The 16,319-nt window shown below is 69.0% G+C and carries 9 protein-coding genes and 1 tRNA gene; 4 read left to right on the top strand and 6 right to left on the bottom strand.

What is annotated here, in order from left to right:
• Positions 1–168 precede the first annotated feature (168 nt).
• Both OG746_RS04470 and OG746_RS04465 read left to right on the top strand, forming a co-directional pair.
• Positions 169–1,164 carry a chitinase gene (locus tag OG746_RS04470; protein ID WP_266711739.1) on the top strand — a complete coding sequence of 332 codons (996 nt, stop codon included), beginning with the start codon at positions 169–171 and terminating at the stop codon, positions 1,162–1,164.
• Between the two features lie 198 nt (positions 1,165–1,362).
• The gene (locus tag OG746_RS04465) at positions 1,363–6,411 is read left to right on the top strand and encodes a DUF5979 domain-containing protein (protein ID WP_266711737.1); all 5,049 of its coding nucleotides are present in this window, start codon (positions 1,363–1,365) and stop codon (positions 6,409–6,411) included.
• 234 nt (positions 6,412–6,645) lie between these two features.
• Here OG746_RS04465 and OG746_RS04460 read toward each other — a convergent pair.
• Positions 6,646–6,719, bottom strand: a tRNA-Gly gene (locus tag OG746_RS04460).
• A 509-nt stretch (positions 6,720–7,228) separates the two neighbouring features.
• Between OG746_RS04460 and dcd the strand changes: the two genes are divergently transcribed.
• Together dcd and OG746_RS04450 are read left to right on the top strand one after the other, a co-directional pair.
• Entirely contained in the window at positions 7,229–7,804 is a 576-nt protein-coding gene (dcd, locus tag OG746_RS04455) for a dCTP deaminase (RefSeq protein WP_266711735.1), read from the top strand.
• Between the two features lie 11 nt (positions 7,805–7,815).
• Positions 7,816–8,322 carry a phosphoribosyltransferase gene (locus tag OG746_RS04450; protein WP_266711733.1) on the top strand — a complete coding sequence of 169 codons (507 nt, stop codon included), beginning with the start codon at positions 7,816–7,818 and terminating at the stop codon, positions 8,320–8,322.
• 78 nt (positions 8,323–8,400) lie between these two features.
• Here OG746_RS04450 and OG746_RS04445 read toward each other — a convergent pair whose 3' ends face one another.
• The 5 genes from OG746_RS04445 to OG746_RS04425 form a co-directional block, all read right to left on the bottom strand.
• On the bottom strand, positions 8,401–9,264 hold the full coding sequence (locus OG746_RS04445; RefSeq protein ID WP_266711731.1) for a Yip1 family protein: 864 nt from the start codon (positions 9,262–9,264) through the stop codon (positions 8,401–8,403).
• Between the two features lie 160 nt (positions 9,265–9,424).
• Positions 9,425–10,906 carry an autotransporter outer membrane beta-barrel domain-containing protein gene (locus tag OG746_RS04440; RefSeq protein ID WP_266711729.1) on the bottom strand — a complete coding sequence of 494 codons (1,482 nt, stop codon included), beginning with the start codon at positions 10,904–10,906 and terminating at the stop codon, positions 9,425–9,427.
• Positions 10,907–11,079: 173 nt separating this feature from the next.
• Positions 11,080–12,309, bottom strand: coding sequence for an FG-GAP repeat domain-containing protein (locus OG746_RS04435; protein ID WP_266711727.1), 1,230 nt, complete (start codon positions 12,307–12,309; stop codon positions 11,080–11,082).
• A 116-nt stretch (positions 12,310–12,425) separates the two neighbouring features.
• The gene (locus OG746_RS04430) at positions 12,426–13,820 is read right to left on the bottom strand and encodes an FG-GAP-like repeat-containing protein (RefSeq protein WP_266711725.1); all 1,395 of its coding nucleotides are present in this window, start codon (positions 13,818–13,820) and stop codon (positions 12,426–12,428) included.
• 185 nt (positions 13,821–14,005) lie between these two features.
• Entirely contained in the window at positions 14,006–16,288 is a 2,283-nt protein-coding gene (locus tag OG746_RS04425; RefSeq protein ID WP_266711723.1) for a (Fe-S)-binding protein, read from the bottom strand.
• Positions 16,289–16,319 lie beyond the last annotated feature (31 nt).

Raw genomic sequence — 16,319 nt, 5'->3', positions numbered from 1 at the left:
TTTTGTGGCCCATGCTGAGCGCTGCTTGTCAGCCCGCCCTGAAATGCGGCGAAGGCTGTCAGCGGCCTGGGCAGGTGGGGGAGTATCGGCCGGTCTGCCCCGGTTCTCCTGTGCAATTCTTGAGCGAAAACGGCCGGCTGACACAGTTTCGGGTGCGAGGTTCTCCGTATGCCGATTCCGCTGAAGTCCGCCGCCGGAATGCTGGGCCTGGCCGTGCTCGCGTGCGCGGGCTGCGCCACGTCGTCCGACACCAGTTCCGACACCCGGTCCAAGGCCGACTCCTCCGCCGCCACCGGGTACGCCCCGTACGTCAGCGCCTCCACGGCCTACGCCACCGACTCGGCCGGCTCCCCGGACGCGTACAACCTCGCTTTCGTCGTATCCAACAGCTCCAGCTGCACGCCGAGTTGGGGTGGCCACACGAAAATCGCCGACGCCGGGGTCGCCTCCCGCCTCAAGAAACTCGCCGCCTCCGGCGCCACACTCCGCGTCTCCTTCGGCGGCGCCGACGGCAACGAGCTCGCCACCACCTGCGACACCGCGTCCGACCTGGCCGCCGCCTACGCCAAGGCGCTGGACGCGGCGGGCGACGCCACCCACGTCGACTTCGACATCGAGGGCGACACCCTCAAGGACTCCGCAGCGAACACCAAGCGCGCCAAGGCGATAGCCCTGTTGCAGAAACAGCGCGACGTGGACGTCACCTTCACGCTCCCCGTGATGCCGTCCGGCCTGGACGAGGACAGCGTCGACCTCCTCGAAGCCGCCAACAACCAGTCCGTCCAGGTCTCCACGGTCAACGTCATGACCATGAACTACGGCGAGTCCTACCAGGGCGACATGAGCGACTACGCCCGCACCTCGGCCCGCGCCACCCACACCCAGCTGAAGAAGGTCTTCGGCCTCTCCGACGCGAAGGCCTGGCGCGGCATGGCACTCACCTCGATGCTCGGCGCGAACGACATCGACGGCGAGACCTTCACCCTCGCGGACGCGGCGCAGCTGCGGTCCTTCGCCGAGAAGAAGGGCATCGCGTGGGTCTCGACGTGGGCGACGTTCCGCGATGTGCCGTGCGAGTCCGGCACGGACACGGACGACGCGGCCACCAATTGCAGCGGGGTGCGGCAGAGCGAGGGGGCGTACGGGAGGGCGCTGTCCGGCTGAGCGCCCTCGCGGCGCCTCCCGTGCCGCCGATCGGGCGAATTAACTGATAGGCCGTCAATCCACCGGCATGCCGTAACAGTCAGATAAGTCACCACCTCCTACCGTCGCGATCACGCCCAAGTTTTCGGCCCGGGAGTTGACGTGATGCGCATGCGGAACCGGTTTGTGCCAAGAGGCAGGCCAACGCGACTACGAGCGATGGTCGTGCTGGCCGCGGTGCTCAGCCTGTTGTTCGGCTCCCAGGCATTGACCGCTCCGCTCGCGGCCGCCGACGACCCGATGAGCGCGGTCGGCATCACGAAGACCAACGACGCCGACGGGCCGCTGGAGCCCGGCGACGAGTTCATCTACACCCTCAACGGCCAGTGCTCCGGCCTGGACGTGGACTGCGTGAACTTCACGGTCACCGACACCCTGCCGGAGGGCCTGGAGGTGACCGACCTCCCGCAGTCGAACAGCACCCGCGACGTCACCTACGACGAGGCGACGCGGCAGCTGACGATCGTCTACAAGCAGCCGCTGCAGAATCCCGAGGGCGAGACCGGCCTGCGCGCGGGCCAGGCGGGCTCGGTGGAGATCGGGATGCGGGTGCCGGCCGACACGGAGTTGGAGGACGGCACCACCATCACCAACACCGCGCAGGCCGACGCCGACAACGCGGACCCGAAGACCTCCGACTCCGACATCACCATCAACATCCCGCGCGTGGTCAAGCCGGTGACGACCAAGGAGTGGGAGGACGGCTCGGCGGTCGCGATGAGCGGCGAAGAGTCCACGATCAAGCTGAACGTGCGCAACAACTCCTCGTCCTCGGCCGAGGTCACCGAGCTGTCGGTGTCCGACGACACCGAGGAGACGTTCGAGTACTTCGACTTCACCGGGGCCACCGTCACCGCGTTCCCCAAGGGCGCCGACCAGGCACACCTGGTGGTCACCACGGCCGACGGGCAGACGCACACCGGCGACGACATCACCTCTCCCGGCAAGCTTCCGCTGCCGGACGGGGTGGAACCGGGTGACGTGGTCGGCTTTGAAGTCGTCTTCACCAACAGCAACGGCGACCCGCTGCCGTACGACGAGAACGGCGGCAGCGTCGATGTCGGCATGAAGCTGCGGGACACCAAGCGCTCGGACGGCTCGGACCTGAAGCCCACCGACAAGATCACGGTCAACAACTGCGCGACCCCGTCCGCGAAGGAGACCACGGACGGCGACGTCGACGGCGACCAGGCCTGCGACACGTACGACATCCTGCCGGACATCCTGGTCCTCGACTCGACGAAGAAGTACTACGCCGACACCAACGGCGACTTCTCCCACGGTTCCAACGAGCACGCGGTCATCGGCGAGAACTCGCCGGTCAGCACCGGGGTCGACGTCACGAACAAGTCGCCGTTCAAGGTGAAGTCGATGACGATCACCGAGCCGGACGCGAACGCGACCAGCGAGTTCGACAAGCTCGACGTCGACAAGGTGCGGCTGCGCTTCCCCGAGGGCGCGACCGAGGCGAAGCTCACCGTCACCTGCGAGGACGGGACCACCCGCGAAGAGACCTACACGGAGAACGCGACCTACGACGTCCCCGCGGACTGCAAGCAGGTCAAGAAGGTCGAGGTCACCTACACCGGCGTCGACGCGGACGGCAATCCGTCCATCGCGGAGGGCGCCGACGCGGGGCTCGACCTGCACGGCACCCTGACCGACGACGTCGACGCGGGAGACGTGGCCGACGGCGTCAGCAACTGCGCGGGCACCAAGGGCGACGCCGGCCGCAGCGACGGCAGCGGCACCGCCTCCGGCAGCGCCTGCCAGAACCTCATCGTCGAGGACCCGTCCGGCGCCGGCGACGGCGTCAAGACCGTCAGCCAGACGGACGTGCCGCCGGGTCAGCCCATCGACATGGACCTGAAGTTCACGAACACCGGCAACCTGCCGCTGAGCGATGTGGTCATCACCGACCCGTCCGCCGACGCGGACGGCAAGCCCGGCAGCGAAAGCCCCTTCGACAAGTTGGAGATCACGTCCGTCTCCGTCTCGCCGTCCGACGCACCGGTGACCATTCAGGTGTGGGACCCGCAGGAAGAGGAGTGGGTCGACTACGACGGTGTGGACCCGGCCGTGCTCGCGCGGGCCACCGGCGTGCGCGGGGTCTACGACGGCAAGATGGCGCCGGGCGACAGCGTCACCATCAAGGTCACCGGCGAGCGCCGCGAGGGTGTCGAGAACGGCGAGACGTTCCAGAACTGCTTCTCCGTCACGGCGAAGGACAGCCAGGGCGGTGACGTCGACGGCAGCGACTGCAAGTCCATGGAGACCGGGCCCGCCGCCGACGGCGCCTCCCTGAACAAGACCATCGCGCCCGGCCAGCTCCCCGAGTACGTCGCCGGACTGCCCCGCCAGCACGCGGACATGACGCTCACCGTCCGCAACACCGGCAACATGTCGGCCAAGTACCTGAAGATCATCGACCAGGACGACGACTTCTTCGACGCCGTCGACCTCGTGTCCATCAAGTCGAACCAGATGCCGGCCGGCGCCAACCGCGTACAGATCGACGCGTACGTGAACGGGGAGTGGGTCAACGGCACCCCGTCCGCCGACGCCGCCCTGCCGTCCGGCGTCAACGCCGCCGACGTCACCGGCATCCGCGCCACGTACTCCTCGACGAGCACCAGCAACGACGGCTACGTGATCAAGCCGGAGTGCGCCGACAACACCTGCTCCGGCATCCTCACCCTCGACGTCAGCCCGCGCCCCACCCTGCGCAGCAGCGGCGGCCCGGTCCCCAGCCACCTGGAGGACACGGCCAGCGGCCAGTTCCTCACCAAGGTCGAGGACGAGGACAAGCCCCGGGACATCGACCCGGTCAACGCCACCCTCGACCTGGTCAAGGGCGACCCCAAGCTCGACGTCGACAAGACCCCGGACACCGTTCTCTCCCCCGGCGAGGACGCCCCCTTCTATCTGAAGGTCACCAACACCGGTACGGCGAACGTCCCGAACCTCGTCGTCAAGGACGACCTCCCCGAGGGCATCGCGTTCGACGACACCTTCGCGGGTGACAACGGCGAGCCGTACAAGATCATCGACAAGAAGGAGCCGGACGGCACCGTCGCCATCCCGACGCCCGTCTTCTCGCAGACCACCGACGGCGACCGGACCTCCGGGCTCACCTGGGACTTCTCCAAGGACGACGACGGCAAGGCGTGGAACTTCCCGCCCGGCGGCAGCTTCACCATCGAGATCCACGTGAAGCTGGAAGCCGGCATCCGCGCCGACGAGTCCGTCACCAACACCATGGGTGCCACCTCGTCCGACCCGGACCTGGCCTGCGAGGACGCGAGCGAGGCGGAGGAGAACGGCGCCATGTTCGGCTCCGGCCTGTACTGCGTCGACGACGCGAAGCTGACGGCCAAGACCGGCGCCGCGTTCACCGCCCGCAAGTGGGTCTCGGGCAACGACTCCCTCGGCTGGTACAACACCAAGACCAACAAGACCGTCGACGTGGGCGACGACTCCTGCCTGATGACGACCGACTCCACCGGCCGCAAGTACACCGCCAACCCGTGCGTCGCCCTGGTCAACCCCGGTGACCAGTACCACTACTTGATGCGCCTGCGGAACGCCGGCACCGAGGACGGCACGAACATGCGCGTCATCGACCGGTTCCCGGTCGCCGGTGACGAGGGCGTCATCCTCGACCAGGACCGCGCCACCGCCTGGGACAAGCGGCCCACGCTCGCCTCCGAGCCGCAGCTCGACGGCGACAGCCCCGGCCAGATGACCACCAAGTACGAGAACGACGAGCCGCTGTGCACCGACGACCTGAACATGGGCGGCGCCGGTTCGAGCGCGGACCAGTGCCCGTCGGACACGTGGGACGACACCTACAGCAACAAGGCCGTCGGCGCCGAGATGAACCTGGAATTCCCCCAGCCGCTGGAGCCCGGCGGCACGGTCGACGTCACGTACGCGATGGACACCCCGCTCGACGTCGCCCACAACGGCGACCCGACCATCGCCTGGAACTCCTACGCCCACAACGAGACCACCGACCGCGCCGGCTCCCCGCGGGTGCTCCAGGCCAATGAGCCGATCAAGGTCGGCGTCGCCCTCTCCTACGGCGAGCTGCGGCTGGTGAAGCGGCTCGGCAAGCACCCCGACGCGGCGACCGACCTGCTGCGCAGGATCCCGTACCCGTACCACGTGACCTGCACGATTCACCCGCAGGGCAGACTGCCGCGCGTGGTCCTCGACGAGGACTACCGGGTCTCCGCGGACAAGCCCGTGAACGTCAAGGGCATCCCGGCGGGCGCCGAGTGCAAGATCTGGGAGACCTCGGCCAGAGGCGGCGCGTCCGACCACACCAAGGACAACCCGGTCGAGGTCACCATCAAGCCGAACACCGGCACGGAGACCCCGCAGTACGCGCGGATCACCAACACGTACGAGTTCGGTGCGCTGACGCTGAACAAGGCGATCGACGGCGACGCCGCGGGCTACGCCGACGACGGCCGCACCTACAGCGTCGACGTCTCCTGCACCCTGCCGGACGCCTCCGGCGCCCCGAGCGACCGCATCCTGCACAAGACGTACGAGGTGAAGAACGGTGAGCCCGTCACCATCAAGCCGCTGCCGGTGAACACCCGTTGCTGGGCGGAGGAGGTGGACACCGGGGGCGCCGCCAAGGCGACCGTCGACCACGGATCCGCCGACAACCCGACGGTGATCACGGCGGGCGACTCCGACGAGCAGGCAGCCATCAAGGTCACGAACACCTTCCCGGCGGCCGACCTGACCGTCAGCAAGCACGTGGTCAACGGAGGAGCCGGCCCGTACGACTTCTCGCTCGCCTGCACGACCGACCAGGGCGACGTGGCCCTGTCCTCGGACGACAGCTCCTTCGAGCTGAAGGACGGCGAGGACCGCACGATCAGCGTCCCGGAGGGCTCGACCTGCACGGTGCAGGAGACGAACGTGCCCACCGGTGACACGGTGACGTACGAGGCCTCCGACGACGGCTCCGACGGCACGGTCCAGGTGAACGACGCGGCCACGGTCGACGTCACCAACACCTTCCCGGAGTCCGGCGGCACCAACGGCGGAGGCACCGGCGGCCACGACGGCGGCGGCCACCTCGCCGACACCGGCTTCCGCGACTGGACGATCCTGGGCGCCCTGCTCACCGTCCTCGCCCTCGCGGCCGGCCTCACGATCCGCGCGATGTCCCGCAGGGGCCGCGGCTGATCCTCGGCGGTAACAGGACGGTGGCCCCCGGCGATACGAACTCGCCGGGGGCCACCGTCTGTTCATGTGTGGAAGTGGCCGACCGCGGCGGGGACTTCGGGGGCTCGGGCCGTGAGGACCTTGCGGCCCGGAACAGGCTCGTAGATCCACGGCTTCTGGCACCCATGTGGCACGCGACGACTGAGCGAGTCCGCACAGCAAAAAGGCCCGGGTCGATGACCTGGGCCTTGGCTGTGGAGCGGGTGACGAGAATCGAACTCGCGCTCTAAGCTTGGGAAGCTTATGTTCTACCATTAAACTACACCCGCGCGGTACGGCCGTTGAGGCGATCCGTACTGGCGACACTGTACCCCATGCCGGGCCCCGGGCGCTGAAGCCCCGGGGCCCGGCTGCGTTGTGCGGGGTGGAAGTGACTGCGGGTGAAGGGAGTTGAAGCGTACGGTGGGGATTCCGGCCGAGGACGATTCACCGCGGGGTGCCGCCTGGATTGGCGTCCCTTTCATCCCGTAATGTTGCTTTTCGTCGTCGGTCAGGAAACTGGCCCAATGGCTCCGTGGGGAAGGGACTCCGGGACTTGATGGACTCGATGGATCGCACCGTCGTCCGATGTGCCGAAGGGCACGTGTTCAGCACCGCTTCGTTCCCGATGCAGCAGGCGGACCGTCTCGGTCCAAGCCGGCTGATTCGGTGTCCGCGGTGCGCGCGACTTCGGCACGCCGTTCCTGTGGGACCGGACGAGCGGTAAGCGGCACCAGTGACAGTGGGCGCGGGCCCCGCCGATTGTGGCGGGCCCGCGCCCACTGCGTATCCTCGCTACGTGCTTCTCTCAGACAAGGACATCCGGGCCGAGATCGACGCCGGCCGGGTCCGGATCGATCCTTACGACGAATCCATGGTGCAGCCGTCGAGCATCGATGTGCGGCTCGACCGCTACTTCAGGGTGTTCGAGAACCACAAGTACCCGCACATCGACCCGAGCGTCGAGCAGGCGGAGCTGACGCGGATGGTGGTGCCGGAGGGCGACGAGCCCTTCATCCTGCACCCCGGTGAGTTCGTGCTCGCGTCGACGTACGAGGTCATCTCCCTGCCCGAGGACATCGCCTCGCGGCTGGAGGGCAAGAGCTCGCTCGGGCGGCTCGGGCTCGTCACGCACTCGACGGCCGGGTTCATCGACCCCGGCTTCAGCGGTCACGTGACCCTTGAGCTGTCGAACCTCGCGACGCTGCCCATCAAGCTGTGGCCGGGCATGAAGATCGGCCAGCTGTGCATGTTCCGGCTGTCGTCACCCGCCGAGTTCCCGTACGGCAGCGAGCGCTACGGTTCGCGTTACCAGGGACAGCGCGGCCCGACCGCCTCCCGTTCCTTCCTCAATTTCCATCGGACCCAGGTGTGAGCAGCAGCAACATGAGTGATGTGGCGCCCGTGCGCGAGAACCTTACGTACGAGAAGTTCGGTGTCGCCATGCGCGAGCTCGCGCAGACCGTCGCCGACGACGGGTACCAGCCCGACATCATCCTCAGCATCGCGCGCGGCGGCGTCTTCGTCGCCGGCGGGCTCGGGTACGCGCTGGACGTGAAGAACATCCATCTTGTGAACGTGGAGTTCTACACCGGTGTGGGCACGACCCTGGAAATGCCGGTCATGCTCGCGCCCGTGCCGAACGCGATCGACTTCAGCGACAAGAAGGTGCTGATCACCGACGACGTCGCGGACACCGGCAAGACGCTGAAGCTCGTGCACGACTTCTGCCTCGACACCGTGGCCGAGGTGCGCTCCGCCGTCGTCTATGAGAAGTCCCACTCGCTCGTGAAGTGCGAGTACGTGTGGAAGCGGACCGATGAGTGGATCAACTTCCCGTGGAGTGTTGAACCGCCGGTCGTGAAGCGGGACGGGCAGGTTCTCGACGCCTGAGCGTGCGTCGGATGTACGAAATGAGGGGCCCCGTGGGGCCCCTCATTTCGTGTGCCGGAAGGCGCTGGCCGGGGACGTCTAGAACGTGCCGAGCTTGATGATCGAGAGCAGTGCGATCAGTTGGATCGCCGACGCCGCGAGCGCCTTCGGCCAAGGGAGGTCGTGGGACTTGGAGACCATCGTGGTCAGCAGGGCGCCCGCCGCGACCCAGGTCGCCCAGCCGATGAGCTGGACGAACATCGCGTCGCCGCCGAGGAACATGCCGAAGAGCAGGCGCGGGGTGTCGGTGAGGGAGGCGATCAGCATGGACAGGCCGACCGTGGGCTGCCACGCGCCCTCGCCGCCGAGCTGGCGGGCCAGCGTGTGGGTGACCACGCCGAGCACGAAGAAGCTGAGCGTGATCGCGATGCCGGTCGTCAGGACGTAGGGGATCGCCGAGGACATCGTGGCGTTGATGACGTCCTCGCGGGCGCCGTCGAAGCCGAAGATCGCCAGGAGCCCGTAGAGGAACGTGACGATCAGGGCCGGGCCCCACATCGCGTAGTCGCGCATCTGGAGATACGTCGGCGCGGGGCGCAGGATGATCCCGGACAGCAGCGGCTTCCAGTGCAGGCGGGGGCCGACCGGTCCGGCCGGGGCGGCCGCGCCCGCCTGGTAGGTGGAGCCCTGGCCGTACGCGTACGGGTCGTCGCCGGGGTTCACCGAGAACGCCTGGGTGTGACCGGGGTTGTTCGCCGCGTACGGGTCGTGGGTACGGGGCGCGTTCGGATCGCCGAAGTACTCCGGCTCGCCGTGCCCGCCGTTCGGCTGCGGCCACTGCTGCCGTTGTTGCTGCTGTTGTTGCCCGTACCCGTGTTGCTGCTGCTGAGGGGGCCCGTACGGAGGGTGCCCCTGCGGCGCTTCGCGGTTGTCCCGGCCGCGTCCGTTCCTGAATCCAGCCACGTACTCGAACGTACCTGGTTTCCGTGAACGGAATGCCGGGCCCGGGGTTCGGGCCCGGCATTGCGGCTGAGCTGTGACATCCCGTAGGGGACCCCCGACGGGGACCCTTAGGGCCTGTCGTTTGGGTCAGGCCCTAAGGGCGCCGCGCAGGCAGGGTGCGTCAGTCGGCGAAGTTGGCGCCGAGCAGCGGGGTGCCGGAGCCGGAGATGCCGAGCGTCGAGACGTAGGTGCCGGCGGAGCCGGAAAGGGTGCCGTCGGCCTGGGAGTTCAGGGCGTAGACCGCGCCGTTGCCGCCGTTCTCGCCCAGGGCGCCCACGATCACGTCGCCGCGGCCGTCGTCGTTGAGGTCGTCGATGTGGACGTCGGAGCCGAAGTTGTCGTCCTTCTCATCGGAGTTGGGGACGCCCGGGGTGTTCTGGCTGTAGAGCTCGGCGCCCGCGCCGGTGATGCCGGAGCCGTCGGCCGCGCCGTACAGGACGGTGATCGCGCCGGCGTCCGCGACGCCGCCCAGGTTCTCGCCGACGGAGCCGACGACGAGGTCGAGGTGGCCGTCGCCGTTGATGTCGCCGAGGTCGAGCTCGCCGCCGAAGTCGTCGCCGGTCTCACCGCCGCCGGGGACGCCGGAGGTGTCCTGGTCGATGGTCTGGATCGCGGAGGCGACCGGGCCGTTCGCGGAGCCGTGGGCGATCTTGACGGCGCCGCCCAGCTGGGCGCCGGGGACGCCGGAGTCGGTGTCCCACTCCAGGCCGATGACGACGTCGCCGTAGCCGTCGCTGTCGACGTCGCCGACGTCCGTGATCACGCCGGCGGGCAGCTTGACGGCGTCTGCGCCGGTCCTGAAGCCGCTGCCGCCCGGCAGGTAGTAGTTGGCGTTCCAGCCCATGTCGGAGTCGGCCTCGTACCCGTTGACGAGCAAGTCGTCCAGGCCGTCGCCGTTGACGTCGCCGGTGTGCAGGTTGTGGACGCCGACGCCGTCGGAGCCGCTCTGCACGGGTGCGCTCAGGGTGGACCAGCTCTGGTCGCCGCCCATCGCGATCCGGTCCATGGTGGACGAGTTCGGTGTGGCCACGATGATGTCGTCCGTGCCGGCGCCGAAGTAGTCGCCGGCCGTCAGGCGGGCGCCGAAGGCGTCGTGCTTCGAGGGGCGCGGGTCGGTGAGCGTCTTGCCGCTCTTGCCGCCGGACAGGCCGTTCGCGGAGCCCCACAGGATGGCCGCGGTGCCGCCGTCCTTGTCGGTGCCGACGTCCTCGCCGGGGGCGCCGACGACCAGGTCGTCGAAGCCGTCGCTGTTGAAGTCGCCGTAGGCGGTGGCGGAGCCGAACGCGTCGTTCGTCTCGGCCGTGCCGGGCACGCCGGTGGAGTCCTGGCTGATGGTGGTGTGCTTGCCGCCGCCGTACAGGACGCTGACCTGTCCGGCGCCGGAGTGCCCGCCCACGTACGCGAGCGGCGCGGACGTGGCGACGTCGGCCATGCCGTCGCCGTTGAAGTCGGCGTCGGAGGCGGCGACGCCGGGGGTGGCCGCGGTCGCGGTCCCCGCCGTGGCGACGAAGATCCCGCCGGTCAGGGCGGCCGCCGTGGCGGTGGCCATGGCGAGCCGGAGGCGGGCCGGGGACGGGGCGGGGTTACGTCTGTGCTTGGCCATTCGGTTGGCTCCTGCGGCAAGGGGAACGCCTGGCGGGCGTCCCGTCAACGGGGTGCCGTTCGCGGGTCGTTGGCCGGGAATTACCCCGGCTGTGACCTTGCGGTCGGCGAACAGGAGACCGTTGGTGGGGCGGGAGGGTTGTACGTGGCGACGGAGTTTCTGCTGGACAGAAGCTAGTTGCTGAACTCTGTGGTGGAGAACGTGAGCTGTGGGGTGCCCGATACGAGCGTGGCGGCGGTGCGGTTTCCGGTCAGCACGGTCACCGTGTCCGTGGCGCCCGTGGTGCCCTTGGTGTGTTGCAGGGCGAGGTCGTCGCGGCCGTCCCCGTCGTAGTCCGCGACCGCGATCACGTGGCCCTTCGCCGGGGCCCTGCGGGGCTTGCCCGAACCGATGAGGTGGACGCCGTCCGAGGCGTCCGACACGGCCAGTTCGTCGCGGCCGTCGCCGTTCAGGTCCGCCGCGGCGAGCCGGTCGCCGGTGACCCGGACCGTGCGGGTGGCCCGGCCCCCGGGCGCGTACAGCTTGAGGCCGGCCTCGCCGAGGACCGCCGCCCCGAAGCGGCCGAAGACCGCGTCCGTGCCCGCCGGGTACGTGGCGCCCTTGGTGAAGCCGTTCGGGCCGCCGAGGGCGACGGCGGAGCGTGCCGTGCCGGTGTGGGCGCGGACCAGGACGTCGTCGGTGCCGTCGCCGTTCAGGTCGGCGGCGGGGCCCGTCGGCACGTTCCCGGAGGCCTGCGCGATGCCGGTGGTGCCGCGCGGGGCGCCGGCGCGGGTGAAGGGGCCCGGCAGCACGCTGAGCCGTCCCCCGCTGGCGTGCACGACCAGGTCGTTCCTGCCGTCGCCGTCGAAGTCCCCGCACACCGGCTGGTCCGGCCACTCGTTGCCGAACCTGGCCCGCGCGGGGATCTTCAGCGTGACGCCCTTGCCGGAGATCCCGGTGGGCGAGCCGAAGAGGATCTGGAGCGGTACCGGCGGCATGCCCTGACCGTCGTACGGCGGGTCCGTCGACACCACGAGGTCGGCGTAGCCGTCCCGGTCGAGGTCGCAGCTCGCCTCCGAGGCGAACGTGGCCGGGGCCTGCCCCTTGATCCGGGCCGCGTACTTCGCCGGGGTCAGCAACTGCCGGGTCCCGGCGACGAGTCCGTGGCCCTTCCTCCCGTAGACGACGCCGATGCCGGGGTCGTCGCCGAGCCCGTCGTGCGCGAGGTCGTCGAGGACGAGGTCGGGGGCGCCGTCCCCGTTGAAGTCGCTCGGGAGCTTGCTGCCCTTGCCGCGCGGGACCGGCAGCGGCGCGCTCCGCTGCTGCTCGCCCGCCACGGTCGCGGGGCGGTGGGTGCCCGCGCTGTCGCTGTCGTGGCCGCCGCACGCCGTGAGCGCGGCGGCCAGCAGTGCGGCGCACAACACAGCCCCGCTGCCTCTTCGTACGCCGGCTCTTTGTATGTACCCGGGTATCAACAACGCCCCCGCCCCTCCCATGAGTTCACAACTTCCACATGATGGCAGGGGCAAGGACGGGAACGTCAGCGCAGGGACGTGCCGAACGCGATGCCCGCGCCGGGAAGGCCGAAGTCCGCGCCGTTGAACGAGGTCGCGCCCGTCGTCGTCGGGTACGGCGACGAGCCCTTCAGCACCGTGACGGCGCCCGCGTCCGCGGCCGAGCCGATGTCCTCGCCGGACGCGGCGACGGACAGGTCCGCGCGGCCGCCCCCGTTGATGTCCTTGAGGCGGACCGTGGAGCCGAAGTGGTCGCCGGTCTCGGCGACGCCCGGCACCCCGCTGGTCTCCTGGTGGTAGGAGCGGCCCTCGCCGATGTAGCGCGCGGAGCCCTTGAGGACGACGGCCGATCCGGTGCCCCGCACGCCGTCGACGGTCTCGCCGGGCGCGCCGACCGCGACGTCGTCGCAGCCGTCGCCGTCCACGTCACCGACGGAGACGGAGGCGCCGAAGCGGTCCTCGGCCTCCGTCGCTCCCGGGATGCCGTCGCTGTCCTGGGTGACCTTGTGCATGCCCTCCATCTCGTCGGTGAAGATGGTGGATCCGCCGGAGAACACCCAGACCGAGTTGTCGGCGGCCTGGCCGGTGACGAGGTCGGGGTAGCCGTCGCAGTTCACGTCGCCGGTGGCGGCGGCCTCGGTGGTGGATCCTGCGAACTGACCGTCGATCCGCCCGGAGTGGTAGCCGATGTCGCCGGGACCGCCGTCGACCCACCCCGTGTAGGGGCTGCCGTCGGCGTTCTTGCCGTAGAGGACGTACGTGTACGTCTTCCCGACGCCCTTGCCGTGGAACTGGTCGGCGGTGAGGCCCTCCAGCGTCACGCCCTCGGGCACGAACTCGACCTCGGGCGCGTAGGCGTCCTCGGGGGCGTTGCTGTCCGAGTACCACCAGTACTTCTTGGCGCTGACGACGGCGAGCTGCGCGTGGTCGTCCCCGTCGAGGTCGACGAAGACGGCGCCCTCGCCGAAGCGTTCGTCGTCGGCGGAGGGCGCGTGGTAGACGGTGGCGCCCTTGGTGAAGCCGTTCGCGCCGCCCCACACCACGTTCAGCGAGCCGCTCGCCCAGTCGGTGACCCGCTCGCCGGGGGCGCCGACGATCAGGTCGGCGTACCCGTCGCCGTTGACGTCGCCGCTGGTGACGTTCTCCCCGAACTCGTCCTCCTTCTCGGTGACCCCGGGCACGCCGGAGGTCTCCTGGGTGACGGTCACGGACTTGGCGCTGCCCACCCCGGAGGCCGAACCGAACGTCACCGTCACGGCGTTGGCCTTCGGCGTGCCGATGGCGAGGTCGCGGTAGCCGTCGCCGTTGAAGTCGTCCTTCAGCGTGCTCGCCGCGGAGGCGGTCCCCGCGAGGGGGAGGGTGAGGCCGCCCGCGGTCAGGGCGGCCACCCCGGCGACCATGGCGATTTTCTTGAGGCGCACGTCAACTCCAGCGTTGGGTCGGGCAGTTGTTCTCGATGGTCCGCTGGTGTGACGGCTGGGGACCGGTGAATGGTTGTACGGGACAGAACAAGTGAACGGGACGGAACAAGCGAAGAGGGCACCCCGTCGTGAACGGGGTGCCCTCTTCGGTCGTACGCAGGTGACTACTTCACCGGCTCAGGTGGTTACTTCACCGGCTCGGGCTCCGGCGCGTCCTCGGTCTCCGCCTCGCCCGCCGGGTCGACCGGCGTCCTGACGGAGTCGAGCAGGAGCTGGGCCACGTCGACGACCGTGACGGACTCCTTGGCCTTGCCATCGTTCTTCTTGCCGTTGACCGAGTCGGTCAGCATGACGAGGCAGAACGGGCAGGCGGTGGAGACGATGTCCGGGTTCAGCGAAAGCGCTTCGTCAACACGCTCGTTGTTGATGCGCTTGCCGATCCGCTCCTCCATCCACATCCGCGCACCACCGGCGCCGCAGCAGAAGCCGCGCTCCTTGTGGCGGTGCATCTCTTCGTTGCGGATGCCCGGGACGCTGGCGATGATCTCGCGCGGCGGGGAGTAGATCTTGTTGTGGCGGCCCAGGTAGCACGGGTCGTGGTACGTGATGATGCCCTCGACCGGCGTGACCGGCGTCAGCTTGCCCTCGTCGACCAGGTGCTGGAGCAGCTGCGTGTGGTGGATCACCTCGTAATCCCCACCGATCTGCGGGTACTCCTTGCCGATCGTGTTGAGGCAGTGCGGGCAGGTCGCGACGATCTTCTTCGCCGTCCGGGGCTTCTTGGACTCCTCGGTGACCTTGCCGTCGTCGTCGTACTCCTCGCCGAACGCCATGTTGAGGGACATGACGTTCTCCTGGCCGAGCTGCTGGAACAGCGGCTCGTTGCCGAGGCGGCGGGCGGAGTCACCGGTGCACTTCTCGTCGCCGCCCATGATCGCGAACTTGACGCCCGCGATGTTGAGCAGCTCGGCGAAGGCCTTGGTGGTCTTCTTCGCCCGGTCCTCCAGGGCGCCGGCGCAGCCGACCCAGTAGAGGTACTCGACCTCGGTGAGGTCCTCGATGTCCTTGCCGACGACCGGCACCTCGAAGTCGAGCTCCTTGAGCCACTCCAGGCGCTGCTTCTTCGCCAGGCCCCAGGGGTTGCCCTTCTTCTCCAGGTTCTTGAGCATCGTGCCCGCCTCGGACGGGAACGCGCTCTCGATCATCACCTGGTAGCGGCGCATGTCGACGATGTGGTCGACATGCTCGATGTCGACCGGGCACTGCTCGACACAGGCGCCGCAGGTGGTGCAGGACCACAGGACGTCCGGGTCGATGACGCCGTTCTCCTCGTGCGTGCCGATCAGCGGGCGCTCGGCCTCCGCGAGGGCGGCGGCCGGCACGTTCGCCAGCTGCTCCTCGGTGGCCCGCTCGTTGCCCTCCATGTCCTTGCCGCCACCGGCGAGCAGGTAGGGGGCCTTGGCGTGCGCGTGGTCGCGCAGCGACATGATCAGCAGCTTCGGGGAGAGCGGCTTGCCCGTGTTCCAGGCGGGGCACTGCGACTGGCAGCGGCCGCACTCGGTGCAGGTGGAGAAGTCGAGCAGGCCCTTCCAGGAGAAGTGCTCGACCTGGGAGACGCCGTAGACGTCGTCCTCGCCCGGGTCCTCGAAGTCGATCGGCTCGCCCTTGGAGGTCATCGGCTGAAGCCCGCCGAGCGCGACGTCGCCGTCCGCCTCGCGCTTGAACCAGATGTTGGGGAAGGCCAGGAAGCGGTGCCAGGCGACACCCATGTCGGTCTTCAGGGCGACCGTGATCATCCAGATGAACGAGGTCGCGATCTTCACCATGGCGGTGAAGTACACGATGTTCTGCAGCGTGCCGAGGCTCAGCCCCTTGAAGGCCAGGACCAGCGGGTACGTGACGAAGAACGACGCCTCGTAGTGGTCGAGCCCGTGCATCGTCGCCTCAAGGGCGTGCAGCGCCAGGATGCAGACGCCGATGATCAGGATGACGGCCTCGACGAAGTACGCCTGGCCGAAGTTCGAGCCGGCGAAGCGGGACTTGCGGCCCGCCTTGTTCGGCTTCGACAGCTGGCGGATCACGATCAGCGTGAGGATGCCCAGCGACGTCATCAGGCCGATGAACTCGACGAAGATGTTGTACGGCGCCCACTCGCCGATGATCGGCAGCAGCCAGTCGGCCTGGAACAGCTGGCCGATGGCGTTCACGATCGTCAGGATGAGCGAGAAGAAGCCGACGGCGACGAACCAGTGCGCGAAGCCGACGATGCCCCACTTGTTCATGCGGGTGTGGCCGAGGAACTCCTTGGCCACGGTGACGGTGCGCTGCACGGGTTCGTCGGTACGCGTCCCCGCGGGGACGTTCTGGCCGAGCCGCACGTAGCGGTAGATCTGCGCGATGGCTCGGACGAACAGAGCCACGCCGACGACGATCAGGGCCAGCGACACGATGATCGCGGCGAGTTGCATTTGGGGGCTCCTCGGGCCTGCGTTACTAAGC

This window comes from Streptomyces sp. NBC_01016, assembly GCF_026341035.1.
Classification (GTDB): Bacteria; Actinomycetota; Actinomycetes; order Streptomycetales; family Streptomycetaceae; genus Streptomyces.
The sequence above is the reverse complement of the archived record's forward strand: the minus strand, read 5'-3'. Positions and strand labels throughout refer to the sequence as shown.